This is a genomic window from Duganella hordei (assembly GCF_040369125.1).
GTDB lineage: Bacteria > Pseudomonadota > Gammaproteobacteria > Burkholderiales > Burkholderiaceae_D > Rugamonas > Rugamonas hordei.
Window position 1 is genome coordinate 1 of sequence record NZ_BPWI01000014.1, and the last position, 22,205, is coordinate 22,205.

Genomic DNA, 22,205 nt, shown 5'->3' on the forward strand with positions numbered 1-22,205 from the left:
GCACGGCCGCCGCTTCGTCTTCGGCCGCGCCCAGCGCCACCATCAGCGGCAGCAAATGCTCCTCGCGCGGATGCGCCATGCGCGCGGCCGGGGCTTTTTCCCATTCCAGCAATTGCGCGCTGCGCTCCTTCGGCGGCAAGGCCATCGTCGCCCTCAGCCAGTCGTCGAACGCGTGCGAGGCCGCCGCGCCCTGCGCGTTGAAGGCGCGCAGGTTGTGGTAACTCAGCCCGCTGCCCACGATCAGCACGCCTTCCTTGCGCAGCGGCGCCAGCAAACGGCCCACTTGCAGGTGCGTCAGCGGATCGAGGCCGTGCTTCAGCGACAGCTGCACGATCGGCACGTCGGCATCCGGATACACCGGATACATCGCGCTGAAGGTGCCGTGGTCGAAGCCGCGCTGCGCGTCCAGCTGCGCCGGGAAGCCGCCGGCATCCAGCAAATCCTTCACCTGCGCCGCCAGCTCCGGCGAGCCGGGCGCGCTGTACTGCACCTCGTAGGTGTGCGGCGGGAAGCCGCCGTAGTCGTAGATCATCGGCGGCTTGGGCGAGGACGACAGCATGAAATCGCGGCCCTCCCAGTGCGCCGTGATCACCAGCACGGCTTTCGGCGTGACGCCGACCTGGCGCGGGATGTCGCGCAGCGATGCGTCCAGCCGGCCGTACAGATGGCCGACCTGGTCCATCATGAACGGCCAGGGGCCGCCGCCGTGGGAAAGGAAGTAGGTTGGTAGGGTGCTCATGGCATTGCTCCGGTTTGACGTTGACATCCACTATAAGCATCGCGGCCGCCGCGATCAATCCATGAAATGTAGATGGATACTATCTAAATTGTTAATGATCCGGCACGCGGGCGTATAATGCCCGGGTTCTGGTGCTCGCCCATGTGCTCACATGCGCAGTTAAACGGGAAACACAGGCCGCCTCCGCTCCACAGCGAACCGGCCAAGGTGTGCTGCCCCCGCAACGGTAACGCGACGTCAAGGTCGCCAGCCCGGATATCGGCCAGACATGGGGGAAGCGTGCGCCGCCACGACGCGCACGTCTTCCGTGCACTTCCGGCTTGCGGGGACGCAGGCGGATGTCTCTTTTGAAAAGATCTGTCATGAATTCCACCGCTACCCGTTCGCCGATGGCCGCTGCCATCGCCCTGTGCTGCGCCGCTTTTGCCGCCGCTCCTGTCTCAGCTCAAGTCGCCGCGCAGGTGACTGATGTCCTGGCTCCGGTCGTCATTACCGGCGCCCGTTTTGACAGCAATGCCGCGCTGACCCCGATTGGCGCCACCGTCATCTCGGCCGATGAAATCCGCCGCGCCGGTGTCAGCGACGTCAATTCCGCGATCCGCAAGATCGGCGGCGTGTATGGCCGCCAGAGCCTGGACGGCAGCCCTGATTTTACGCTCGACATGCGTGGCTTTGGCACCAACTCGGCGCAGAACGTGGTGGTGGTGGTGAACGGCGTGCGCCTGTCCGAAAATGAGCTGGCCAACCCGATCCTGTCGTCGATTCCGATCGACTCGGTCGAGCGCATCGAAATCTCGCGCGGCGGCGCCAGTGTGCTGTATGGCGAAGGCGCGACCGGCGGCGTGATCAACATCGTTACCAAGCGTCCGGCAGCCAATTCCCACAGCGGCAGCATGTTCGTAGAAGGCGGCCAGTTTCACGAAGGCGAAATTCGCGGCTCCTACTCGCAGGCGTGGAACGGTTTTGCGGCCGATGTCACCGCCGGTCACCAGCGCACCGACAACTACCGCGACAACAACGATTTCAAGCTGTCCAACTTCAGCGGCGGCCTGCAGTGGTTCGACGCCAATTCGCGCATGGGTGTACGCTACGACGGCTCGCGTTCCGACTCGCGCTTTGCCGGTTCGCTGAAAGAAGCCGAGTTCCTGGCCAATCCGCGCCGGACCACGACGCCGCGTGACTTCGGCTCGGTGGATACCGACCGCGTCACCGGTTTCTACAACCGTCACATAGGCAGTTGGGATATCGCTACCGAACTGTCGCACCGCGAGAAGACCTCGCGTGGCGCATATTTCTCGAGCGACGCATACCTCTCGGAATCCAAGAGCAGGCAGACCCAGTTCTCGCCGCGCGTGCGCCAACTGAGCGACGTGGCGGGCATGCTGAACGAAGTGGTGGCCGGTATGGACTTCATGCGCTGGAACCGTACCACCGACAGCAGCTACGGCGGCTACCCAACTTCCAATGCGGATGCAACGCAGCGCTCCAAGGCGTTCTACGTACGTGATGAAATCCGCTTCGACTCCGCGCATGAGGGGCGCGTTGCTGCTGGCGTGCGCCGCGAGCTGTTCGATAAGGATTTCTCCGATCCCCTGGGCTATGCTTCGACCAAATACAGCGCCAGCCAAGGATTGAATGCGTGGGATGTACTGGCCAGCTACAAGTTCGTACCGGAAGTGGACGTATTCGCCAAGGCAGGGCAGAGCTATCGCGTGGCTAATTCGGACGAAAATGCTGTTACGCCAAATGCCAACGAGGTGCTGAAGCCGCAGGTATCGCATGACTTGGAGCTGGGTGCCACCTATGGCACCGCTGGCCGGAAGGTGACGGCGCGCCTGTTTCGACACAAGCTGACCAACGAGATCTTCTACGATCCGACGCTGAACCGTAATGCCGGCGCCAACGCCAACCTGGACCCGACCGAACGTAAAGGCTTTGAGCTGGATGGCGAAATCAAGGTTGCCGCCGACTGGACCGTCAGCGCACATTATCAGCACGTGAAGGCTGAATTTACCGATGGCCCGAACAACGGCAAGGAAATGGTGCTGGTGCCGAAGAACGTGCTGAGCGCACGTGTGAGCTGGACGCCGGCCAGTGGCCAGACTGCCGACTTCGGCGCGCAGTGGGTAGATGGCCAACGCTTTGGCGACGACTTTACCAATTCGTGCAGCGCTGAGATTCCGGGTTTCACCACGTATGACGCGCGCTATGCCCGCAGGTTCGGCCAGTGGGAACTCGCGGTCAGCGGCTTGAACCTGACTGACAAGTATTACTATTCGCAGGCGTTCCGCTGCCGGGACAGCATTTATCCTGGCGATGGCCGTCAGTTGAAACTGTCCGCACGCTACGACTTCTGATGAATACGTGGCGCTTCCTTCTCGCTGCCATCGCCGCAGGCATGCTGGCGCTGGCCAGTACGCCTGCCGCCGCATCCACCATCACGGTACGCGACGACGCCGGCAACAGCGTTACCCTCGCCAAGCCGGCGCAACGCATCATCTCGATGGCGCCGCACATCACCGAGCTGCTGTTCGCGGCCGGCGGCGGCGACCGCGTGGCCGGCGTGATGAACTACAGCGACTACCCGGAAGCTGCCAAGCGCCTGCCGCTGGTCGGCAGCGATGCGCAGATCGACATGGAGCGGGTGCTGGCGCTGCGGCCGGACCTGCTGGTGGTATGGAAGACCGGAAACACCGCGCGCCAGCTGGAGCAGCTCAAAAGCCTGGGCATCCCGATCTTCTACAGCGATCCGCACAAGCTGGACGAAGTGGCCACCAGCCTGACCCGCCTGGGCCAGCTGATGGGCACCGAAGCGCTGGCGCAGAGCGCCGCCCAGGACTACCGGCAGAAGATCGCCAGGCTGTCGTCCACCTATGCGCGGCGGCCGACGGTGCGGGTGTTCTATCAAATCTGGGAAAAGCCGATTTTCACGCTGAACGGCGATCACATCGCCAGCGACGCGATGCGCGTCTGCGGCGGCCAGAACGTGTTCGCCGCGCTGAAGGTACCGGCGCCGACGGTCAGCACCGAAGCGGTGCTGCAGGCAAATCCGGAAGCGATCGTCGGCGGCGAGAAGCATGACGCCGAATCCGGCATCAATATCTGGCAGCAGTACAAGGGCATGGAGGCGGTCCGGCGCGGCAACCTGTTCATGCTCGACAGCGAACTGCTGGTGCGCGCCACGCCGCGCATCGCCGACGGCGTCGCCGTGTTGTGCGAAAAACTGGAGACGGCGCGCCGCCGGCGGCCTTGAGGTCCCCTTAACCCCCTCTTAATATGCGCGGCGTAAAAAAGGTGGTAATCTCCCGGCGTTTGCCACCTAACCTGTTGAAGGACTGTTATGCGTTTCCTGAGCTTCCTGCGTCCCCTGATTGCCACCGCCGCCTTTATGGCCGCAGCCGCCGGCGCCCATGCCGCCGACTTCAAGAACGGCCTCGATTACAACACGGTGGACCTGCCGGCCCGCCCGGACACCGGCAAGAAGGTCGAAGTGCTGGAAGTGTTCATGTACCACTGCCCGCACTGCAACGCGCTCGACGCGCCGCTGGCGGACTGGGTCAAGAAGCAGGGCGACAAGATCGTGTTCCGCCGCATGCACCTGGGCGAGGACGCGCAAGCCAAGGCCTTCTTCACGCTGGAAGCGATGAACGCGCTGGGCAACGGCCTGCACGAGAAGTTCTTCCACGCGATCCACGTCGAGCATAACCGCCTGAATACGGACGCATCCATCCTGGACTTCGTGGTCAAGAACGGCGTCGACAAGAACAAGTATCTGGAATTTTTCAACTCGTTCGCGGTCCAAACCAAGATGAAACGCGGTGTGCAGATCGCAAACCAGTATAAAATCGACAGTGCGCCTGCCCTGGTGATCGACGGTCACTACACGACCTCGCCGGCGGTGGCTGGCCACGGCCTGTCGTCCGCTCCAGCGGCGCACGCGGCCATGTTCGCGGTGATGGATAGCCTGGTTGCCAAGTCGGCTCAGGAACGCGCCGGGAAGAAGTAAGGAGCAGTCATGAAAGAGATCAGCGAGGAACGCAAGGCGGCCGAAGGCGAGGTCATGAAGATTTACAAGGAGTCCTCGCCGGTCATCGAGAGCTTGTTCGAATGGGCCTATATCAACCACGTGGCCTGGAGCCTGGCCGTGCTGGCGCTGGGCTTCATCGTCTGGCTGGTGATCGCGTTGACCAACGCCGAGAACCAGCGCAACGCGCTGATGACCAAGCAGTGCGCGGATCCGGTGTTCAAGGGCGAGCTGGATAAGAAGTGTTTGCGCACCGTGCACTCGCGCGAGCACTGGTGGGAGCACGTCACGTACGCGCTGACCCATGTCAGTCCCGAAAAATAAATATGCAAAAAGCCCGCAACAGCGGGCTTTTTTTCAGCTGTGGATCACCACCGTGCAGGTGGTGCCGGCCACCAGTTCCATGCCCTCGGGCTGGCGGTCGATGTGGATGCGCACCGGCACCCGTTGCGCCAGGCGCACCCAGTTGAAGGTCGGGTTGACGTCGGCCAGCAGTTCGCGGCCGGTGTTGGCGTCGCGGTCGGTGATGCCGTGGGCGATGCTCTCGATATGGCCTTGCAGCTGCGCGGCGCCGCTCATCAGGTGCACTTCCACCGCATCGTCCACCTTCAGCAGCGGCAGCTTGGTCTCTTCAAAATAGCCCACCACATAGTACGAGGCGCTGTCGATCACCGCCAGCTTGGCCGCGCCGACGGCGGCGAAATCGCCCACGTGCACGTTCAGGTTGGTGACGTAGCCGGTCACCGGCGCCCGCACCACGGTGCGCTCCAGGTTCAGCTCCGCCATGCCGCGCGCCGCCAGCGCCGCCTGGTACTGGGCCGACGCCGTGCCGACCGCGAATTCGGCCGTCTCGCGGCTTTCGGCCGAGACGATGGCGTTGTCCAGGCCCGCGCGGCGGCTGGCCTCCTTGCTGCGACGGCCTTTCTCCACCTGCTGCGACGCCAGCTGCGCATTGGCCTGCGCCAGCGCGCTCTGGTAGCGCGCCTTGTCGACCACGAACAGCACGTCGCCCTGCTTGACCAGCTGGTTGTCGTGGACCTTGACCTCGGTGACGGTACCGGCGACGTCGGCGCTGATGTTGATGACGTCGGCCTTGATGCGGCCGTCGCGGGTCCAGGCGGATTCCATGTAGTGGTTCCAGGCCGAGCGGCCCATCCACAGGGCGGCGGCCAGCAGCAGCATGGTCAGGAAGAAGCGGAAGATTTTGGATGCACTCACGGCGGTTCCTCAGGATAGTGAATTATTTGTACAGCGTGACCAGCAGGGCGCTGAAGATGCAGACGAACAGGCACAGTCGCACCAGCGCCGGGTGCCAGCTGCGGCGGTAGGCGCCGACGTGGCTCAAGGCGCTGTCCAGCACCACCTGCAGCACCAGGCTGGCCAAGAACAGCGGCAGCACGCCGGGCAGCAGTACGCCGAAAAAGTCGATTTCACGCGGCATGCGATGTTTCTCCTGTGGGTTCCCCTGCAGCGATTTGGTCCAGCAGGGAGGTGTAGATGGAATGCAGGTCGGTCAGCGCCGTGCGCAGGCGCAGTTGCCGCTCGGCCGTGGCGTCGGGCAGCGCCGCGCGCACGGTGGTTCCCGCATCGAGGATGGCTTGCAGCGCGGCCTGGCCGCTGGCGCCGGAGCGCTGCCGCAGGTGGGCGGCAAGCTGGCGCACCACATCCTGCAAGGCGTCGCGCACCGGTCCGGGACGCGAACTGCCGATCAGCTGGCGCAGTTCGATGACGGCATGGCCCAGCTCCAGCAGGGTCAGGCCCTGGCGCACCACGGCCCGCGCCGCCTCGCCTGGCGCCGGGCCGGAGGCTGCGTTCAACTGGCTGAGCAGGTCGCGCACGCGGTTGTCGAAGCGCCGCTTCAGGCGGTACATCGGGGCGTTGCAGGCGCCCAGCGCCTCGCGCCACAGCGCGGCGGCCACGTGGTCCTTCTGGCCCATGGTGTGCTCGGGCAGGATCACCTTGAACATCAGGTAGGCCACCGCCACGCCCATCGTCAGCGACAGTTCGCTGCTGATGAAGCTTTCGACGTCGTAGCGCATCAGGTTCGTCGGCACCACCAGCGTGGCGCAGAACATGCAGATGCCGATGCCCACGCCGGCCCAGCGCGGTCCGCTGATCAGGTAGGCGCCGAAGGCGAACAAGGGCAGGGCGGCGATGATCAGCGTAGTGAAGTCGTTGGCGCGCGCGACCAGGAAGAACTCGGTGACGAAGGCCAGCGGCGAGGCCACCAGGAAGCCGATCAGCACCTGCCGCACCAGCGCCGTCGGCCGCGGCGACGACGAGGCCAGCGCGCAGAAGATGGTCGCCATCAGGATGGCGTTGCCGACGAAGGGCCAGGCCAGCCAGTACCACGCGGCTGCTGTCACCAGCAGCGTGGCGCCGGCGCGGAAGCCGCTGGCGGCGACGATGGCCGGCGGCGTCTTCGGCGTGTAGGCGCCGGGATCGCTGACCTGCTGGCGCTTCTCGGCCGCCAGGCCGTGGTACAGCGCGTTGAAGGCATCGATGTCGCGGGCGAAGCGCTCCCTCAGCTCGGCCGCCGTTTCGATGTCGATCTGCTGCTGGCGTTCGACCGGCACGCCGGCCGGCACGCCGCTTGCGCGGTGGAGCAGGCGGTGCAGCGTGTAGAGCGTGGTCAGCGCCGTCATGAACGCCGCGTTGAAGGCGTGCAGCTGGCGCGTGTGCGAGCGTGGATGGTCGGCTTCAAAGAAGGCGGCGGCGCGGCCCGATTCCAGCGCGGCGATGTCGGCGGCGAATTTCAGGTGGGTCAGTTCCGCTTCGGCCGGCGTCAGGCGCTGCTCAAGCACCTGCGTGTAGAAAGTGGTGAAGCTGGCGTAGCGCGCTTCGACGGTGCGCATCACCGTGCGCGAGTGACGGCGCGGGAACACCACGTCATGCACCACCGCTGCGCAGATGATGCCCAGGCCAACCTCGGTCACGCGCGTAATGGCCAGCGTGAACACGTGGTCCGGCGCGTCGATGGCGGGAACGGCGATCATGCAGGCGGTATAGCCGGCCAGCACAAAGCTGTACGACTGCTGGTTGCGGTGCATGGCGGCGCCGCCGGTGCACAGCGCGATCCAGCCCGCCACGCCGATGAACAGCAGCGGCGGCGATTGCGGGAACAGCGCGACCAGCGCCAGCGCGGCCGAGCAGCCGACCAGCGTGCCGAGAAAACGGTAGAAAGCCTTTTCCAGCACCATGCCGCTGCTGGGCAGCGCGAGGATGACGGTGGTGGCGAGGGCGGTGTAGGGTGCGTCGAGGCCGAGGCGGAAGGCCAGCCACAGCGCGGAGAAGGAGGCCAGCATGGCCTTGGCGACGAACACCCAGCGTTCGCCTTCGGTGCCGAACCAGCCGGCGGTTTCCGCCGCCAGCCAGCGCAAGACTCCCCCGGCCGCGCTGTGATCCTGGTTGGAGGTGGCGGCTGGGGGAGAATTCATGGCGTCGTGTTATGTAAGGGCTTCGAGATTGTCCAGCTGCCGTTTCAGCAGCGCTTCAAGTACTTTAACTTCTTCGTCGGTGTAGCCGTCGTAGGCGTGCGTGGTGGCAGCCCAGACTTCCGGCAGCACTTTCTCCGCCAGCGCGCGGCCGGCATCCGTCAGCGAGATCATCACGCAGCGGCGGTCGCCCGGACGGTTGCCGCGCGTGATCAGGCCCTGGGTTTCCAGGTCGTTGCACACGCGTGTCAGGTTGGCCGGTTTTTCCATGCACGCTTCACCCAGCGTGGACGCGGTCGAGGTTTCGCCATCGGATCCATACAGCACGGCCAATACCATGTAGCTGGCGTCGACCAGATCGTATTTGCGCAGCGCGGCATTGCTCAAGTCCTTCATCCGTTTCTGGATGTGGTAGGTCATGCGCAACAGGCGCATCAAGTCCTCCGGGAACTCTGGCATTCGGGCATGGATGTTTTTCAGGCGCTTTTTAGTCGCTTCAAAACTGCTCATTGCCTTGCTCCTCTGCTTTTTTTTTCGAAGGATTGATTCTACTATCTAATCGTCAAGGCAAATCCAGTTTTATGCCACCGCCCAGTGCGGCCATCAGTAATGCGTAGTTATCCAGTTGTTTGCTAGCCACTTGCGCCATCTGCTGTTGTTCATTCAATAGCGTGATCTGCGCATTGATCACGTTCAGCGCGTCGGTCATGCCGGCCTTGTAGGCCCGTTCGGCCAGCTGCTGCTGGCGGCGCGCCGAGTCCAGCGCGCGCTGCGCCAGCAGGTCCTGCTGCCGCACCGAGTCGATCCGGACGACTGCGTTTGCAACGTCGGACATCGCCTGCACCACTGCGGCGTTGTACTGCTCGACCGCGCCGTCATGGAGCGCGGTCTGGTTACCCAATTGACTGCGCAGTCGTCCGCCGTCGAAGATCGGCAGGCTGATGGCCGGCGTCACGCCGCGCATGGCCGAGTTAGCGTTCAGGAAGTGCGTGAACCCCAGCGCCTGGAAACCGACGAAGGCGGCCAGGTTGATGTTCGGGTAAAAATCCGCCTTGGCGCCGGCGATGCGCGAGTTGGCCGCTTCGATGCGCCAGCGCTGCGCGGCGATATCGGGCCGGCGTCCCACCAGCTCGGCCGGCAGCGACGCCGGCACGCCCTGTCCGCGGCCTGCCTCAAGAGCCAGCATCGGCCGGGCGATCGCATCGCCGTCGCCCGGTCCTTTGCCGATCAGTGCCGCCAGCTGGTTGCGCAGCAGCGCGATCGACTCGCCGATCTGCTCGTGCTCGCGCCGTCCCGCCGGCAGCGTTGTTTCGATGCTGGCCACATCCAGCTCGCTGGCCAGGCCCGCGGCCCGGCGCTTGCGCGTGATGTCCAGGATGCGCTGGCGCTGCGCCAGGTTCTCGGCCACGCTGTCCTGCAGCGCGTACTCCAGCGACAGCTGGATGTAGCTGCGCACGATGGCCGTGGTCAGCGTCAGCCGCGCCATCTGCGATTCGGCCGACGCCATGTGCACTTCGTCCAGCGCGGCCGCCAGCGCGTCGCGGTTGCGGCCCCACAGATCCAGGTCGTAGGAACCGGACAGCATGGCCGTGTTCTTCCACGCGTAGTTGCCGGCCAGCGGAGCGGGCACGGTGCTGTGCGCGGAATACAGTTCGCGGTCGGCGCTGGCCGAGGCGTCCACGCGCGGTTGCGTGCCGGCCCTGGCGACGCCGGCCAGCGCCTCGGCCTGGCGCACACGCGCCTGCGTGGCGCGCAGCGTCGGGTTGTCGGCCAGGGCGGCGCTTACCAGCTTGTCCAGCTGTTCGTCGTGCAGCGCCTGCCACCATTGCTGCTCGGGCCATGCGATGTCTTTGCTGGCGGCTGCGATGGCCTTGCCGGGATTGAGCTCGGCAGGTTTCAACGCGACCGCTTGCGGCCGGACCTTGCCCATGTCGGCGCAGCCGGCCAGCAGCGCCAGCATGCACGATGCAAGGGCGAGCGGGCGGATGGCGTGGCGCGGTGTCATGGACGTGGTTTCCCGTTAGCTGTTACTTGGCGACGTGCTTTTTGGTCTGGGCGACGTCGAAGTCGGCTTCGGTTTCCAGCAGCGTGCCGTTTTTGCGGGCTTCCAGGAACTCGGCCTGCACTTGCGCGCGGGTCAGGCCGGTGGCTTGCTGCGTCTTGGTGGAGGCCAGCGCGCCGTTGGCGACGGCGGTCTGAGCGGCGCTGGTGGTGGCGGCGGTGGTCGTGGTTGCGGCCGGCGCGGTGGTCTGCGCGAAAGCGTTGGTCACGGTGATGGCGGCTGCGGCAATCGCGAAAGCGGTGGTGGCGGCGGCGTTGATCAGGGTTTTGGTCGTGGTGCTCATGGCGGTTCTCCTGGGTGAGGTGGTTAATGCTCGTTTGCTCGTTCAATGCATTAACTATAGAGATGAATATTACATTTGTAAAGTAAAAAATTCCTATCGGTACGATAGCCTTATGCGAGGATGCGCACGGACCGGCCGCTGCGGCGGTGGTCCAATCAGGTTTTAGAAAAGGAGTCCATCATGTCTGACAGCACTCTGGATCCGGATAACATTCCGGTAGGTACCGACCGAACCCTGGGACGCGGCCACGGCACGCGCGCCCTGGGGCCCAGCGACAATTCCGACAGCGGCAGCGATGTCGTGGGCGAGCCGGATATCGGCCTCGACAGCGATACCGATGCGGAAGGCACCGGCGAGCGCGCCGGCGTGGAGATGACCACGGGGCCGTCCGACATAGGCTTCGACCATGTCGAGACGATACCGGTGGTCGACGGCGAGTTTCATGACGTGGTGCAGCCGGAAGATGACGGCAGCGCGCCGGAAGACGTGGAAGCGGAGCCGCGCGAAGAACGGCGCGACTGGTCTCGCACTACCAGGAACTAGCTTGCCGCCGTCATCACGTCCGTAAGCCAGTCGACGAACACCCGCACGCGCGGCGACAGCTGGCGCTGGTGCGGGTACAGCACCGACACCGGCATCGCCTTCGGCCGCCACGCGCCGAGCACTTCGCGGAAGGCGCCGCTTTCCAGGTGCCTGGCGACGTGGTAGCGCGGCAACTGCACCAGGCCCAGGCCGTTGGCGCAGCAGGCCACGTACGCCTCGGCGTTGCTGACCGAAACCACGCCGGGCAGCTGCACGCTGCGCTCTTCGCCGTCGACGATGAAGTCGAACGGGAACATCTTGCCGCTGCTGGATGAGTAAAAGTTGACGGCCTGGTGCCCGTGGAGATCTTCCAGCGTGGCCGGCGTGCCGCGCTGGTCCAGGTAGGCGGCGCTGGCGCAGGTGACCTGCTGCAGCGTCGCCACGCGGCGGCCGACCATGCTCGAGTCGCGCAGCTCTCCCACGCGCAGCACGCAGTCGATGCCATCCCGCACCAGGTCGACCAGGCGGTCGCCCATGCCGATCTCCAGTTCCAGTTGAGGATAGCGGGCGAAGAATTCCGACAGGCGCGGCAGCACATAATGCTGCGCCACCGTGCCCTGCAAATCCACCCGCAGCTTGCCGCGCGGCGCCACGCCGCTATTGCCGAAGCCGGCCTCGGTTTCCTCCACGTCCGCCAGGATGCGCACGCAGCGCTGGTAGTAGGCCTGACCGTCCAGCGTGGTGCTGACGTGGCGCGTGGTCCGCTGCAGCAGGCGCACGCCCAGGTGCGCCTCCAGCTGCTTGATGGTGTAGGTGGCGGTGGCCGCCGGCATCTGCAAATCGTCCGCCGCCTTGCTGAAACTGCCCAGCTCGACGATGCGGGTGAAGATGCGCATGGCGTTGAAACGATCCATCGGGAGGGCCGCTTATCTGTGGCTGGACGAACCGGCCCACAGGTTGATCGCGCCTTCCTTGGCCTGCTCGTCGATGGCCGCCAGCTCGGCCGCGCTGAAGCTCAGGTTCTTCAGCGCGGCGACGTTCTCGCGGATCTGCGCGCTGCTGCTGGCGCCGATCAGCGTGGACGTGACGCGCGGATCGCGCAGCACCCAGGCCAGCGCCATCTGGGCCAGCGTCTGGCCGCGCGCCTTGGCGATTTCGTTCAGGCCGCGCACGCGTTCGAGGTTGGCCTCGCTCAGGTGCGACTGCTGCAGCGAACCGCCGCCCGGACGGTTGACGCGCGAGTCGGCCGGAATGCCGTTCAGGTATTTGTCGCTCAGGATGCCCTGCGCCAGCGCGGTGAAGGTGATGCAGCCTATGCCTTGCTTGCCCAGCGTGTCGAGCAGGCCCTCGTCCTCGATCCAGCGGTTCAGCATATTGTAGGACGGCTGATGGATAAGGCACGGCACCTTCCACTCGTGCAGCAGGCGCGCCGCTTCGGCGGTTTTCTCGGCCGAATAGGACGACACGCCCACATACAGCGCCTTGCCCTGCTGGACCGCGTGCGCCAGCGCGCCCATGGTTTCCTCCAGCGGCGTGTCCGGGTCGAAGCGGTGCGAATAGAAGATGTCGACGTAGTCGAGCCCCATGCGCTGCAGGCTCTGATCGAGGCTGGCCAGCACGTACTTGCGCGAACCGCCGCCCTGGCCGTAGGGGCCGGGCCACATGTCCCAGCCGGCCTTGGTGGAGATGATCAGCTCATCGCGGTAGGGCTTGAAGTCTTCCTTGTACAGATGGCCGAAATTGGTCTCGGCCGAGCCGTACGGCGGGCCGTAGTTGTTGGCCAGGTCGAAGTGGGTGATGCCCAGGTCGAAGGCGGTGCGCAGCATGTCGCGCTGCGAGGCGAGGGTGTTGGTGTCGCCGAAGTTGTGCCACAGGCCGAGCGACATCAGCGGCAGTTTCAGGCCGCTGCGTCCGCAGGTGCGGAATTGCATTTCTTCGTAGCGGTGCGGGGAGGCGTGGTAGGTCATGGGCGAATCTCCTGTGGGATGAGGGCGTAAAAAAAAGAAGCTTGTGCCGCAGGCAGAAGCTTCCTTTTTTTGCTTAGGCCGCAGCCCGGGGTCAGGCGAAGTTGGCGGCTGCGAAGTCCCAGTTGGCCAGCTTGAAGAAGGTCTCCAGATACTTCGGACGTACGTTGCGGTAGTCGATGTAGTAGGCGTGCTCCCACAGGTCGCAGGTCAGCAGGGCTTTGGCGTCGGTGGTCAGCGGGGTCGCCGCGTTCGAGGTGTTGACGATGTCCAGGGTGCCGTCGGCTTTTTTCACCAGCCAGGTCCAGCTCGAACCGAAGTTGCCGACTGCCGACTTGGTGAACTCTTCCTTGAATTTGTCGAACGAACCCCACTTGGCGTTGATCGCGTCGGCCAGCGCGCCGGCTGCCGCGCCTTTGCCGTTCGGGGTCAGGCTGTTCCAGTAGAAGGTGTGGTTCCATACCTGGGCGGAGTTGTTGAAGATGCCGCCGGACGATTTCTTGATGATCTCTTCCAGGGACAGGTTTTCGAACTCGGTGCCCTTGATCAGGTTGTTCAGGTTGGTCACATACGTTTGATGGTGCTTACCGTAGTGGTATTCCAGCGTTTCTTGCGAGATGTGCGGCGCCAGGGCGTCGATTGCATACGGCAGTGGTGGCAGGGTATGTTCCATTGTTCTTCCTTTTGTTGGTTTGACGATGTTAAAAAAACGGGGATGATTTTTGCCGAAACGTCCACCATTGTAAAGCGGATGGGCCTTCGGCGCAGAAAAGGCCCGCTTTCCGTGTGGCTACTTGTTGTGGCCGCCGGTCAGCGCACGCGCCGCGTGGTTTCGCGCACGATCAGCTCCAACGGCGGCACTTCGCCGCGCGCTTCCTCGCCGTTGATGATGCGCAGCAGCGCCTGGGTGGCGATGCGGCCGATGTCATACAAGGGCTGGCGTATAGTGGTTAAAGGCGGCGTCGTATATGAGGAGCCGGGCAAGTCGTCGAAGCCGACCAGCGAGATGTCGTCCGGCACGCGGATGCCCTTGCGGTACAGCGCCAGCCGCGCGCCGTAGGCGCTCAGGTCGTTGGCGGCGAACACGCCGGTAAATTGCTGGCCGGTGTCGAACAGGCGGTTCATGGCCAGCATGCCGCTGGCCTCGTGGTAGTTGCCCTCGACGATCAGCTCGGGATTGAACGGGATATTGGCTTCCTGCAGCGCGCGCGTGTAGCCGGCCAGGCGCTCGGCGGCGTCGATATTGTTGGACGGCCCGGAAATGAAGGCGATGTTGCGGTGGCCCAGCTCGATCAGGTGGTGGACCGCCAGGTAGGCGCCGTATTCGTTGTCGAGCTTGAAGCCCAGCGCGGTGCGGGTCTGCAGCGCGCGGCCGGTGGAGACGATGGGGCGCTGGCCGGAAAAGCCCAGCACCGTCTGGTCCGACATGCGGCCCGACAGCAGGATGATGCCGTCGACCTTGCGCGCCAGCAGCAGACGGATGCGCTCCGCTTCCTCTTCCGCGTTCCAGTGGCCGCTGACGATGACCGAGGCGTAGCCGGTGCCCTTCAAGCCGTCGTCGACGCCGCGCAGCGTTTCGTCGAAGAACGGCGAGGAAATGTCCTGCACCACGATGCCGATGGTCATCGAGCGGCCTTTTTTCAGGCCCTGCGCCATCTGGTTGGGCGCGAAGTTCATCTTGTCGATGGCGGCCAGCACGGCCTGGCGCTTGTCGTCCGACACCCTGGCGGTGCCGTTGAGGATGCGTGAAACGGTACTGGGCGACACGCCCGCCTGGCGGGCTACATCCATCAAAGTCGACGGGCCGGAAGGGTGTGGGGTGTCTGCCAAGGTGATTCCTGTTTTAATTATGGTGATATTTATGAAAACCTTTTCGGCGAAAGATTACCATAAATCGTGGCGGTCTTCGCCAAATCGTCGGATCGCGGCACATTGACTTTCATCCGGATACGGTATTTAATGAAAAGGATGCTTGAAAACGTTTTCATAACTTGAGTGACATATAATCAAGTCGCCAGCAAAGAACCTCGGAACACCTGAGAAAGACTAGGAAGAGACATGAAACGCGAATCTTTTTCGCACCTCGCGAACGGCCCGCGCCTGCTGGCCGACATCGGCGGCAGCAGCGCCAGTTTCGGCCTGGAGACGGCGCCCAACCAGATCGACGCGATCTGGGTCACCGAGTGCGCCGCCTATCCGACCTTGGGCGCCGCGCTGGTGGCCTATCTGTCGCAGCCGGCCACGGTGGCGGCGGGGGGCTACCAGGCCCGCTTCGCCGGCATCGCCATCGCCAATCCCATCGACGGCGACTGGGTGACGATGACCAATCACCACTGGTCGTTCTCGATCGAGGCGGTGTGTTCGCAATTCAGCCTGAAGTCGCTGGTGGTGGTGAACGACTTCACCGCGCTGGCCAGCGCCTTGCCCTACCTGGCGCCGGAAAACAAGCACCAGGTCGGCGGCGGCGTGGCGCGCATCGGCGCCACCATCGGCCTGGTCGGCGCGGATGCGGGGCTGGGCGTGTCGGGCCTGGTGCCCGGCGGCGACCGCTGGATCGCCATCGACAGCGAAGGAGGGCACAGCACCTTCGCGCCGATGAACGAGCGCGAGATCGACATCCTGCGCTACGCGCGGCGCTATCACGATCACGTGTCGAGCGAGCGGCTGGTGTCGGGCATCGGCATCGTGCTGACCTACCGCGCGCTGGCCGAGCGGGCGCACATCGAGCCGCAGAACCTGACGACGTCGCAGATCATGGAGCGCGGGCTGCACCGGCTCGATCCGGTCTGCGAGGAGACCTTGGTGGCGTTTTGCGAGATGCTGGGGACGGTGGCCGGCAACGTCGCGCTGACCTTGGGCGCCAAGGGCGGCATCTACATCGGCGGCCGCACGGTGCTGCAGATGAGCGACTTCTTCGAACGCTCCGGCTTCCGCGCGCGCTTCGAGCAGAAGGGGCGCTTCTCGGATTATCTGTCGCATATCCCGACTTATGTGATCACCGAAAAACATCCGGTGCTGACCGGCATGTCGGCGATGTTGTCGGCGGGCTGACGTCCGACCCGCGCAGGCGGCGCTATCCTACTGTCGGTTTCGCCTTCGGGTGACACAATGGTTGCTCTATCATCGCGAGGGAGAACCATCATGGCGGCAATCATCAACCGGGCGTGCGGCCTCGCTGCATTTTGCCTGGCCTGCGGCTTCGGCGCGGGAGTTCAGGCGCAAACCAAGGCTGCCGTCCAGCCGACCGGCACCGCCGGATCGACCGCGTTCCAGCCCAAGGGGGCGGCGCGTGGCGAGGTGGAAGCCGCCACGGGTCCCCAGAACGGCAATGATGGATCGCAGCAGGCGGCCTCCAAGCCTGGGTTCGACAACAAGCCGCCCAAAGGGGCGAAGGCTGATTGCCATCGGCCGCAGGGCGGGGTGGACGCCAGCGGCGGAGAAAACATCGGATCTTCCAGCAAGGACAACACATCCTGCACGCGCAGGGCTGGCAAACCCACGATCAAGAAGTAGACCTGACAGGGCGACCAGTTGGATTCAACGGCCTGTCACTGCCTGCGGGTTTTTATTGCGGAACCGGGGCCGATGCGGTCGCGGATGTCGTCCCCGCCGATGACGGCACGTCCAGCGGATCCTTGCGGGAGGGCTGCAGCACCAGTGTGCCGCGCCGGTCGCCTTGCTTCACGCTGCCGGGCAACTGAGTGACGGCGTAGCGCTCCTCTCGCGCCACATACGAAATGTGCTCGCCGGTGATTTCGTCGGTCAGCTCGCCGTCGGTGGTGCGGCGGGCCTTGGCATCCTCCAGCAGGTCGACCACTTCGGTCTTTTCGTCGTATTCGACCCTCAGTGCTTCGCCTTCCATCCATCGATTGCCTTCGCCGTCGCGCTTCTGGCGGAAGAACACCGGATTGCCGTTTTTATGCGAGGTCAGGACGGCGTGCTGGTATCCCTCGGCGTCTATGGTGACCACGCCGTGGTCCGCCCGAATCAACAGCGTGCCGCGACGGATTTCGACCGCGCCGTCCAGCGTGCTGACCTTGGGCGAGAGGGTGATCAGCGCCTCGCGAGAGCTCACTTTGGTTTCCTTGAAACTGTCCGCACGCTCGGCGTGGGCGGCCGCGTGGATGGTCAGCAATGCGCAAATCAGGGCGGAAGTCTTTGTCATGGGGACGGCGTCTGGTCGATGGTGCGACAACTATATAGCGTTTCCGGCGCCCGATATGCGCGCTTTGTCACAGGGACTGCTGCACCGACTCCACGCCGACTTGGGCGCTGCCCTCGGCTAGGCGCAGGTTCAGGGTGCTGTGCGGCTTCAGCTGCGCCGGTGCGCGCACGATGGCGCCTTTGTCGTCGGTGACGATGGCGTAGCCGCGTTCCAGCGTGCGCTGTGGATTCAACAGCTCCAGCTGCGACGACAGCGCCGTCAGCGCATCGCGGCGCTGCGCCAGCTGGCGCGTCACGCTGATGCCGGCGCGGTGCTGCAGGCCCGCCAGCGCGGAACGCGCCGCCGTCACGTCCGGCTTGCGGGCGCCCAGGCGGCCGCTCAGGCGATCGAGCTGGAAGCGCGCTTGCGACAAGGGCTGGCGGTTGGCGTGCATCATCGCGGTGGACAAGGCCAGCAGGCGCAGGCGCTGCTGCTTGATCTGCGCGCCGGGGTTCAGCAGCCGGCGCGCGTAGTTGTCCAGCGTTTGCGCGGCATCGCCGACGCCACGGCGCATCGCGCGGCGCAGGTCGACCACGTCCGCGCGCAGCGACGCCATCCAGTCCGCGCGCGGCGTGACGGCCAGTTCGGCCGCGGCGGTCGGCGTGGCGGCGCGCAGGTCGGCGGCGAAATCGCAGATCGTAAAATCGGTTTCGTGGCCGACGCCGGAAATCACCGGCATGCGGCAGTTGGCCACCGCGTAGGCCACATCCTCGTCATTGAACGACCACAGGTCCTCGATACTGCCGCCGCCCCGGCAGACGATCAGCACGTCGCAGTCGTTGCGCAGCGAGGCCGTGTCGATGGCGGCGGCGATTTTCTGCGCCGCGCCCTGGCCCTGCACCGGTGTCGGATACAGCACGATGTTCACATGGGCCGCGCGCCGTTTCAGCGCCGTCAGCACGTCGCGCAGCGCCGCCGCCTGCGGGCTGGTGACGATGCCGATGGTGCGCGGGAACAGCGGCAAGGCGCGCTTGCGCTCCGGATGGAACAGGCCCGCCGCGTCCAGCTTTTCCTTCAGCCGCTGGAACGCTTCAAACAGCGAGCCGACGCCGGCGCGGCGTATCGCCTCCACATTGATCTGGTAGTCGCCGCGCGCGCCGTACAAGGTGACCAGCGCCCGCACTTCGACCTTGTCGCCTTCGCGCGGAATGAAGCCGGCATATTGCGCGCGGCCGCGGAACATCACCGCGCGCACCTGGGCCGCGTCGTCCTTGAGCGTGAAGTACCAGTGGCCGGAACTGGCCTTGGTGAAGTTCGATACCTCGCCGGATATCCACGTCAGGGGAAAGGAGCGTTCCAGCAGCCGCGCCACCGCCTGGTTGAGCGCGGTAACGGTCATCACGGGGGCGGCGGCTGGGGCGGAATCGGTGCGGTCGTCGAAGTTCATTGATTTCAAAAAAGGAAACTATCCACACTATGCTGTTTCGGTCACACAGCGGTCATAGAGTATCTAAAGCAGCAAGTATTATAGGTAAATATTTGATTTTAAAAGGTAAACTTTTCTGCCGTATTTGCGTGCAATGCGGAAAAACCCTTATGGATCAAGTACTTTGCCTCAGCCACTCATGGTTACGCACAAAGTTATCCACAAAAGATGTGCGAAACTTTGGTGAGCGATAGTTATTTTCTTCTTGTTGATTTTGTAATGCTCAAAATTTACGCACGGAAAGTATATTGTGACAAATCAATGACTTATGTTACAGGTGGTGCCATTACGCACACTTTTATCCACAGAATTTGTGCAAAACTTCGGACTTGCCCCCAGGCGGCGTTGGGCGCTGAATATCCCGCGCCAGGCAGGCCGGCCAGCTTCGGCGGGGTGTGGGGGATAAAAAATCGCTTGCTTCATTTTTACGCATGGCAATAAATCTGATATAAATCAATGACTTTGATCAGCACGCCCGGCCTTGCTAACAATCTTATCCACACAAAATGTGCAGAAGTCAGTCCTTGTTGCCGATAGGCAGACATTATCGGTAGCGGCGCCATCCAGTCTTATCGAAAACGCCATTTCTCCTATGAAAAGTGGTCGAAAAGCACAGTCTGCTTGATTTTTACTCACGGAAAAAATTCCCTTATAAATCAAGGCTCTTTCACGATGCGGGAAGCGTTGCTAACAATCTTATCCACATTTAGTGTGCAGAAGTCCACATCCATACCAGTGCGACAAAGCAAGGTTTTTACTGCGATTTTTTTACGCATGGAAAAAATATCCTTATAAATCAAGGGCTTTGTATACGATGGGCTTCCTTGCTAACAGTCTTATCCACAATTTATGTGCAGAAGTGTGCAGAAGTTTTGGCTTGCCACTTTTGGTGGCTGAAAAAGCGCCCAACCCTCCGTATGCCAGATTTTTACGCATGGAAAGAATACTGATTAAAATCAAGGGAGTAGGGCGGCATGGCATGTCTTGCTCACAATCTTATCAACAGAATATGGGCATAAGTGGGCACAACATTCGTCCATGCCTGATGGCGGCCGCGAGCGCGGGTGAATCGACACTTGCCGAGTGCCGCCCAACAAGATACATTGCGCCTTCGGGTGTTTATCTAGACAGGAGTTCGTTTTGCTCGCCATATTACAAGCTGCAGGTTGGCCTATCTGGTTGTTGCTGGTCGCATCGATCGTTGCGACGGCCCTGATCATCGAACGTTTGCTCTACCTGCGTCGCAGCAAGATCCTGCCGAAGAAGCTGCTGGACGAGGTGGTACAGGTCTACCGCGGCGGCAACATCACCCCCGACATCATCGACAAGCTGGAAAAGAGTTCGCCGCTGGGCGTCGTGCTGTCGGCGGCGCTGCGCAATATCGAATCGCCGCGCGACGTGATGAAGGAGTCCATCGAGGAGGCCGGCAGCGGCGTGGCCCACATGCTGGAACGCTTCCTGACCACGCTGGGCACCATCGCGACCCTGGCGCCGCTGATGGGCCTGTTCGGCACGGTGGTCGGCATGATCGAGATCTTCGGCGCGCAAAACGCCACCGGTTCCAATCCGGCGCAACTGGCGCACGGCATTTCGGTGGCCCTGTATAACACCGGCTTCGGCCTGGCGATCGCGATGCCGACCTTGGTCTTCTATCGCCACTTCCGCGCGCTGGTGGACAGCTTCATCATCGAGATGGAGCAGCAGGCGGTGAAGTTCGTCGATGTCGTGCACCTCAAGCGCAAGTAAGGACCCGGCATGAATTTCCGCAAAGGCCGGCACCGCGAGGATCCCGAGATCAACCTGATCCCGTTCATCGACGTGCTGCTGGTGATCCTGATCTTCCTGATGGTGACCACCACCTACAGCAAGTTCACCGAGCTGCAGATCACGCTGCCCACTGCCGACGCGCAGAAGGCGACCGACAAGCCGTTCGAACTGAACGTGACGGTGGACGCCAAGGGCAACTACACGATCAACGGCGAGCCGGTGTCGTTCCACGACGTGGCCGGTTTCGCGCAGGCGATGAAGAGTGCCGCCGACAAGGGTGGCGCGGCGGGCAAGTCGCCGGTGGTGATCGTCAACGCCGACCAGTTCGCGATGCACCAGATGGTCATCAACGTGATGGAAGCGGCGCGCATCGCGGGCTATGAAAAGCTGACCTTCGCCGCGCAGACCAGTGCCGCGAAATAATATGTGAACGTCATTCCCGCGCAGGCGGGAATCCATGCTGAACGTCCGGAGCCGATGTTCCATGGATTCCCGCCTGCGCGGGAATGACGCAGTTCGCCAAGGCTCCTTAATTTTGCTAAACCATCCTCCTTCCAAATCGTCTGCGCTCGAAGCGACGCTGACGCGCAACTGGCTGCGGCGCGGGCCGCTGGCCTGCGCCTTGTGGCCGGTGTCGCTGGTGTTTGGCGCGCTCAGCGGTTTGCGGGCGGCCATGTTCCGTGCTGGCTGGCTCAAGTCGTCGCGGCTGCCGGTGCCGGTGGTCGTGGTGGGGAATATCTACATCGGCGGCACCGGCAAGACGCCGCTGACCATCTGGCTGGTGCAGGCGCTGCAGGCGGCCGGCATGAAGCCGGGCGTGATTTCGCGCGGCCATGGCAGCAGCGCCGACGGCGCGCGCGAAGTGGGCGCCGCATCGACGCCGGCTCAGGTGGGCGACGAGCCGTTGCTGATCAAGCAGAGAACCGGCTGTCCGGTGATGGTGGGACGTGACCGGGCCGCGACCGGGCGCGCGCTATTGGCGGCGCATCCGGAGGTGGACATCCTGTTGACCGACGACGGCCTGCAGCATTACGCGCTGCAGCGCGATATCGAGATCATCCTGTTCGATGGCCGTGGCGCCGGCAATGGCTGGCTGCTGCCGGCCGGACCGCTGCGGGAACCCGTCTCGCGCCGTCGCGATTTCACCGTCATCAACACGCCGCGGCTTGACGCCGGACTGGCGGCCGCCGTCGGCGCGCACCGTGGCGCCCCGGCGCCGATCCAGATGGTCCTTGCCGGCGACCACGCCGAGCAGCTGCGCGACCGCGGCGTGCGCCGCACGCTGGCCGAGTTGGCCGGGTTGGCGAGCAGCGGCGCCGGCCTGCGCATCGCGGCGGCGGCCGGCATCGGCAATCCCGCGCGCTTTTTCGGCATGCTGAAAGCGGCCGGCTTGCGCATCACCGAACTGCCTCTGCCCGATCATCACGACTTCCAGGACCGTCCATTTGCCGCCCTCGATGCGGACCTGATCTTGATGACCGAGAAGGATGCAGTAAAATGTGCGCAAATTGAAGAACTCAGAGACGACCCGCGACTATGGGTCGTCCCGGTCACCGCGCGCATCGATAGCGCGCTGGCCGACCAAATTGTGGAGAAATGTCGTGGACGCTCGATTGCTTGATATCCTGGTTTGCCCGGTCTGCAAAGGCCCCCTGGAGTACGATAAAAAAGCCCAGGAAATGATCTGCAAGGGCGACCGCCTGGCATATCCCATCCGTGACGGCATCCCCATCATGTGGGCCGACGAGGCCCGCACGCTGCAGGACAAGGCGGAATAAGC

24 protein-coding genes and 1 riboswitch are annotated in these 22,205 nt (G+C 63.7%); of the genes, 11 read left to right on the plus strand and 13 right to left on the minus strand.

The genetic code is table 11. The features are described 5' to 3' along the window. On the minus strand, positions 1-739 hold a 739-nt coding region (locus ABWW33_RS25055; RefSeq protein WP_353404208.1), incomplete at its 3' end, for a DODA-type extradiol aromatic ring-opening family dioxygenase. 112 nt (positions 740-851) lie between these two features. Next, positions 852-1,020, plus strand: a riboswitch (cobalamin riboswitch). A gap of 81 nt (positions 1,021-1,101) precedes the next feature. Here ABWW33_RS25055 and ABWW33_RS25060 point away from each other — a divergent pair. The 4 genes from ABWW33_RS25060 (at position 1,102) to ABWW33_RS25075 (ending at position 5,087) form a co-directional block, all read left to right on the plus strand. Continuing rightward, the gene (locus tag ABWW33_RS25060; RefSeq protein WP_353404209.1) at positions 1,102-3,096 is read left to right on the plus strand and encodes a TonB-dependent receptor domain-containing protein; all 1,995 of its coding nucleotides are present in this window, start codon (positions 1,102-1,104) and stop codon (positions 3,094-3,096) included. Then, positions 3,096-3,992 carry a cobalamin-binding protein gene (locus ABWW33_RS25065; protein WP_353404210.1) on the plus strand — a complete coding sequence of 299 codons (897 nt, stop codon included), beginning with the start codon at positions 3,096-3,098 and terminating at the stop codon, positions 3,990-3,992. Before ABWW33_RS25060 ends, ABWW33_RS25065 begins: the two co-directional genes overlap by 1 nt. 87 nt (positions 3,993-4,079) lie before the next feature. Continuing rightward, on the plus strand, positions 4,080-4,745 hold the full coding sequence (locus ABWW33_RS25070; RefSeq protein ID WP_176655103.1) for a thiol:disulfide interchange protein DsbA/DsbL: 666 nt from the start codon (positions 4,080-4,082) through the stop codon (positions 4,743-4,745). A 9-nt stretch (positions 4,746-4,754) separates the two neighbouring features. After that, positions 4,755-5,087 carry a hypothetical protein gene (locus ABWW33_RS25075; RefSeq protein ID WP_176655104.1) on the plus strand — a complete coding sequence of 111 codons (333 nt, stop codon included), beginning with the start codon at positions 4,755-4,757 and terminating at the stop codon, positions 5,085-5,087. Between the two features lie 33 nt (positions 5,088-5,120). Here the strand turns inward: ABWW33_RS25075 and ABWW33_RS25080 are convergent, their stop codons facing one another. Genes ABWW33_RS25080 through ABWW33_RS25105 form a run of 6 tightly spaced genes read right to left on the minus strand, consistent with a single transcriptional unit; the run spans position 5,121 to position 10,542 of the window. After that, on the minus strand, positions 5,121-5,981 hold the full coding sequence (locus ABWW33_RS25080) for an efflux RND transporter periplasmic adaptor subunit (RefSeq protein ID WP_353404211.1): 861 nt from the start codon (positions 5,979-5,981) through the stop codon (positions 5,121-5,123). Positions 5,982-6,003: 22 nt separating this feature from the next. Next, complete coding sequence (locus ABWW33_RS25085; RefSeq protein WP_176655106.1) at positions 6,004-6,204, minus strand: DUF1656 domain-containing protein; 201 nt, start codon at positions 6,202-6,204, stop codon at positions 6,004-6,006. Next, positions 6,194-8,200 (minus strand): FUSC family protein, encoded by a 2,007-nt coding sequence (locus ABWW33_RS25090; protein WP_353404212.1) that lies wholly within the window; start codon positions 8,198-8,200, stop codon positions 6,194-6,196. Before ABWW33_RS25090 ends, ABWW33_RS25085 begins: the two co-directional genes overlap by 11 nt. A 9-nt stretch (positions 8,201-8,209) precedes the next feature. After that, positions 8,210-8,707: a MarR family winged helix-turn-helix transcriptional regulator gene (locus tag ABWW33_RS25095; protein WP_176655108.1), complete on the minus strand. Its 498-nt coding sequence runs from the start codon at positions 8,705-8,707 to the stop codon at positions 8,210-8,212. 52 nt (positions 8,708-8,759) lie between these two features. After that, positions 8,760-10,202: an efflux transporter outer membrane subunit gene (locus ABWW33_RS25100; protein ID WP_353404213.1), complete on the minus strand. Its 1,443-nt coding sequence runs from the start codon at positions 10,200-10,202 to the stop codon at positions 8,760-8,762. A 22-nt stretch (positions 10,203-10,224) separates the two neighbouring features. Continuing rightward, the gene (locus ABWW33_RS25105; protein ID WP_176655110.1) at positions 10,225-10,542 is read right to left on the minus strand and encodes a DUF4148 domain-containing protein; all 318 of its coding nucleotides are present in this window, start codon (positions 10,540-10,542) and stop codon (positions 10,225-10,227) included. A gap of 180 nt (positions 10,543-10,722) precedes the next feature. Here ABWW33_RS25105 and ABWW33_RS25110 point away from each other — a divergent pair, with 180 nt between their 5' ends. Then, complete coding sequence (locus tag ABWW33_RS25110) at positions 10,723-11,085, plus strand: hypothetical protein (protein ID WP_353404215.1); 363 nt, start codon at positions 10,723-10,725, stop codon at positions 11,083-11,085. Here the strand turns inward: ABWW33_RS25110 and ABWW33_RS25115 are convergent. From ABWW33_RS25115 to ABWW33_RS25130, 4 genes are all read right to left on the minus strand, one after another. Beyond that, positions 11,082-11,978: a LysR family transcriptional regulator gene (locus tag ABWW33_RS25115; RefSeq protein ID WP_176655111.1), complete on the minus strand. Its 897-nt coding sequence runs from the start codon at positions 11,976-11,978 to the stop codon at positions 11,082-11,084. The two genes, ABWW33_RS25110 and ABWW33_RS25115, sit on opposite strands and share 4 nt — an antisense overlap. A gap of 12 nt (positions 11,979-11,990) precedes the next feature. Then, positions 11,991-13,031, minus strand: coding sequence for an L-glyceraldehyde 3-phosphate reductase (mgrA, locus tag ABWW33_RS25120; protein ID WP_176655112.1), 1,041 nt, complete (start codon positions 13,029-13,031; stop codon positions 11,991-11,993). A gap of 91 nt (positions 13,032-13,122) precedes the next feature. Next, complete coding sequence (sodB, locus tag ABWW33_RS25125; protein WP_176655113.1) at positions 13,123-13,701, minus strand: superoxide dismutase [Fe]; 579 nt, start codon at positions 13,699-13,701, stop codon at positions 13,123-13,125. A 137-nt stretch (positions 13,702-13,838) separates the two neighbouring features. Then, positions 13,839-14,819: a LacI family DNA-binding transcriptional regulator gene (locus tag ABWW33_RS25130; protein ID WP_176655230.1), complete on the minus strand. Its 981-nt coding sequence runs from the start codon at positions 14,817-14,819 to the stop codon at positions 13,839-13,841. 267 nt (positions 14,820-15,086) lie between these two features. On the opposite strand from ABWW33_RS25130, the gene glk reads away from it, so the two are divergent. Both glk and ABWW33_RS25140 read left to right on the plus strand, forming a co-directional pair. After that, the gene (glk, locus tag ABWW33_RS25135; RefSeq protein ID WP_176655114.1) at positions 15,087-16,079 is read left to right on the plus strand and encodes a glucokinase; all 993 of its coding nucleotides are present in this window, start codon (positions 15,087-15,089) and stop codon (positions 16,077-16,079) included. 90 nt (positions 16,080-16,169) lie between these two features. After that, entirely contained in the window at positions 16,170-16,541 is a 372-nt protein-coding gene (locus ABWW33_RS25140) for a hypothetical protein (protein ID WP_353404216.1), read from the plus strand. A gap of 52 nt (positions 16,542-16,593) precedes the next feature. On the opposite strand, the gene lptA is transcribed toward ABWW33_RS25140, so the two are convergent. Both lptA and xseA read right to left on the minus strand, forming a co-directional pair. Next, positions 16,594-17,193: a lipopolysaccharide transport periplasmic protein LptA gene (lptA, locus tag ABWW33_RS25145; RefSeq protein WP_176655116.1), complete on the minus strand. Its 600-nt coding sequence runs from the start codon at positions 17,191-17,193 to the stop codon at positions 16,594-16,596. 67 nt (positions 17,194-17,260) lie between these two features. Next, positions 17,261-18,619, minus strand: coding sequence for an exodeoxyribonuclease VII large subunit (gene xseA / locus ABWW33_RS25150; RefSeq protein WP_353404217.1), 1,359 nt, complete (start codon positions 18,617-18,619; stop codon positions 17,261-17,263). 1,179 nt (positions 18,620-19,798) lie between these two features. On the opposite strand from xseA, the gene ABWW33_RS25155 reads away from it, so the two are divergent. The 4 genes from ABWW33_RS25155 (at position 19,799) to ABWW33_RS25170 (ending at position 22,203) form a co-directional block, all read left to right on the plus strand. Beyond that, positions 19,799-20,404, plus strand: coding sequence for a MotA/TolQ/ExbB proton channel family protein (locus ABWW33_RS25155; protein ID WP_176655118.1), 606 nt, complete (start codon positions 19,799-19,801; stop codon positions 20,402-20,404). 9 nt (positions 20,405-20,413) lie between these two features. Then, positions 20,414-20,848 (plus strand): ExbD/TolR family protein, encoded by a 435-nt coding sequence (locus ABWW33_RS25160; protein ID WP_176655119.1) that lies wholly within the window; start codon positions 20,414-20,416, stop codon positions 20,846-20,848. Positions 20,849-20,909: 61 nt separating this feature from the next. Continuing rightward, a complete protein-coding gene (lpxK, locus tag ABWW33_RS25165) occupies positions 20,910-22,046 on the plus strand; it encodes a tetraacyldisaccharide 4'-kinase (protein ID WP_444551017.1) in 1,137 nt (378 codons plus the stop codon). Then, entirely contained in the window at positions 22,027-22,203 is a 177-nt protein-coding gene (locus tag ABWW33_RS25170; protein WP_008446346.1) for a Trm112 family protein, read from the plus strand. The genes lpxK and ABWW33_RS25170 overlap by 20 nt, the downstream gene beginning before the upstream one ends. The last annotated feature ends 2 nt before the right edge of the window (positions 22,204-22,205 follow it).

Bases quoted from the DNA above. Each gene is read 5' to 3' on its own strand.
- ABWW33_RS25090 (WP_353404212.1), bottom strand. From the start codon at position 8,200: ATGAATTCTCCCCCAGCCGCCACCTCCAACCAGGATCACAGCGCGGCC.
- lpxK (WP_444551017.1), top strand. From the start codon at position 20,910: ATGGATTCCCGCCTGCGCGGGAATGACGCAGTTCGCCAAGGCTCCTTA.
- ABWW33_RS25160 (WP_176655119.1), top strand. From the start codon at position 20,414: ATGAATTTCCGCAAAGGCCGGCACCGCGAGGATCCCGAGATCAACCTG.
- ABWW33_RS25085 (WP_176655106.1), bottom strand. From the start codon at position 6,204: ATGCCGCGTGAAATCGACTTTTTCGGCGTACTGCTGCCCGGCGTGCTG.
- ABWW33_RS25130 (WP_176655230.1), bottom strand. From the start codon at position 14,819: ATGGATGTAGCCCGCCAGGCGGGCGTGTCGCCCAGTACCGTTTCACGC.
- ABWW33_RS25075 (WP_176655104.1), top strand. From the start codon at position 4,755: ATGAAAGAGATCAGCGAGGAACGCAAGGCGGCCGAAGGCGAGGTCATG.
- ABWW33_RS25115 (WP_176655111.1), bottom strand. From the start codon at position 11,978: ATGGATCGTTTCAACGCCATGCGCATCTTCACCCGCATCGTCGAGCTG.
- lptA (WP_176655116.1), bottom strand. From the start codon at position 17,193: ATGACAAAGACTTCCGCCCTGATTTGCGCATTGCTGACCATCCACGCG.
- glk (WP_176655114.1), top strand. From the start codon at position 15,087: ATGAAACGCGAATCTTTTTCGCACCTCGCGAACGGCCCGCGCCTGCTG.
- ABWW33_RS25110 (WP_353404215.1), top strand. From the start codon at position 10,723: ATGTCTGACAGCACTCTGGATCCGGATAACATTCCGGTAGGTACCGAC.
- ABWW33_RS25095 (WP_176655108.1), bottom strand. From the start codon at position 8,707: ATGAGCAGTTTTGAAGCGACTAAAAAGCGCCTGAAAAACATCCATGCC.
- ABWW33_RS25100 (WP_353404213.1), bottom strand. From the start codon at position 10,202: ATGACACCGCGCCACGCCATCCGCCCGCTCGCCCTTGCATCGTGCATG.
- xseA (WP_353404217.1), bottom strand. From the start codon at position 18,619: ATGAACTTCGACGACCGCACCGATTCCGCCCCAGCCGCCGCCCCCGTG.
- ABWW33_RS25065 (WP_353404210.1), top strand. From the start codon at position 3,096: ATGAATACGTGGCGCTTCCTTCTCGCTGCCATCGCCGCAGGCATGCTG.
- ABWW33_RS25070 (WP_176655103.1), top strand. From the start codon at position 4,080: ATGCGTTTCCTGAGCTTCCTGCGTCCCCTGATTGCCACCGCCGCCTTT.
- ABWW33_RS25140 (WP_353404216.1), top strand. From the start codon at position 16,170: ATGGCGGCAATCATCAACCGGGCGTGCGGCCTCGCTGCATTTTGCCTG.
- ABWW33_RS25105 (WP_176655110.1), bottom strand. From the start codon at position 10,542: ATGAGCACCACGACCAAAACCCTGATCAACGCCGCCGCCACCACCGCT.
- ABWW33_RS25060 (WP_353404209.1), top strand. From the start codon at position 1,102: ATGAATTCCACCGCTACCCGTTCGCCGATGGCCGCTGCCATCGCCCTG.
- mgrA (WP_176655112.1), bottom strand. From the start codon at position 13,031: ATGACCTACCACGCCTCCCCGCACCGCTACGAAGAAATGCAATTCCGC.
- sodB (WP_176655113.1), bottom strand. From the start codon at position 13,701: ATGGAACATACCCTGCCACCACTGCCGTATGCAATCGACGCCCTGGCG.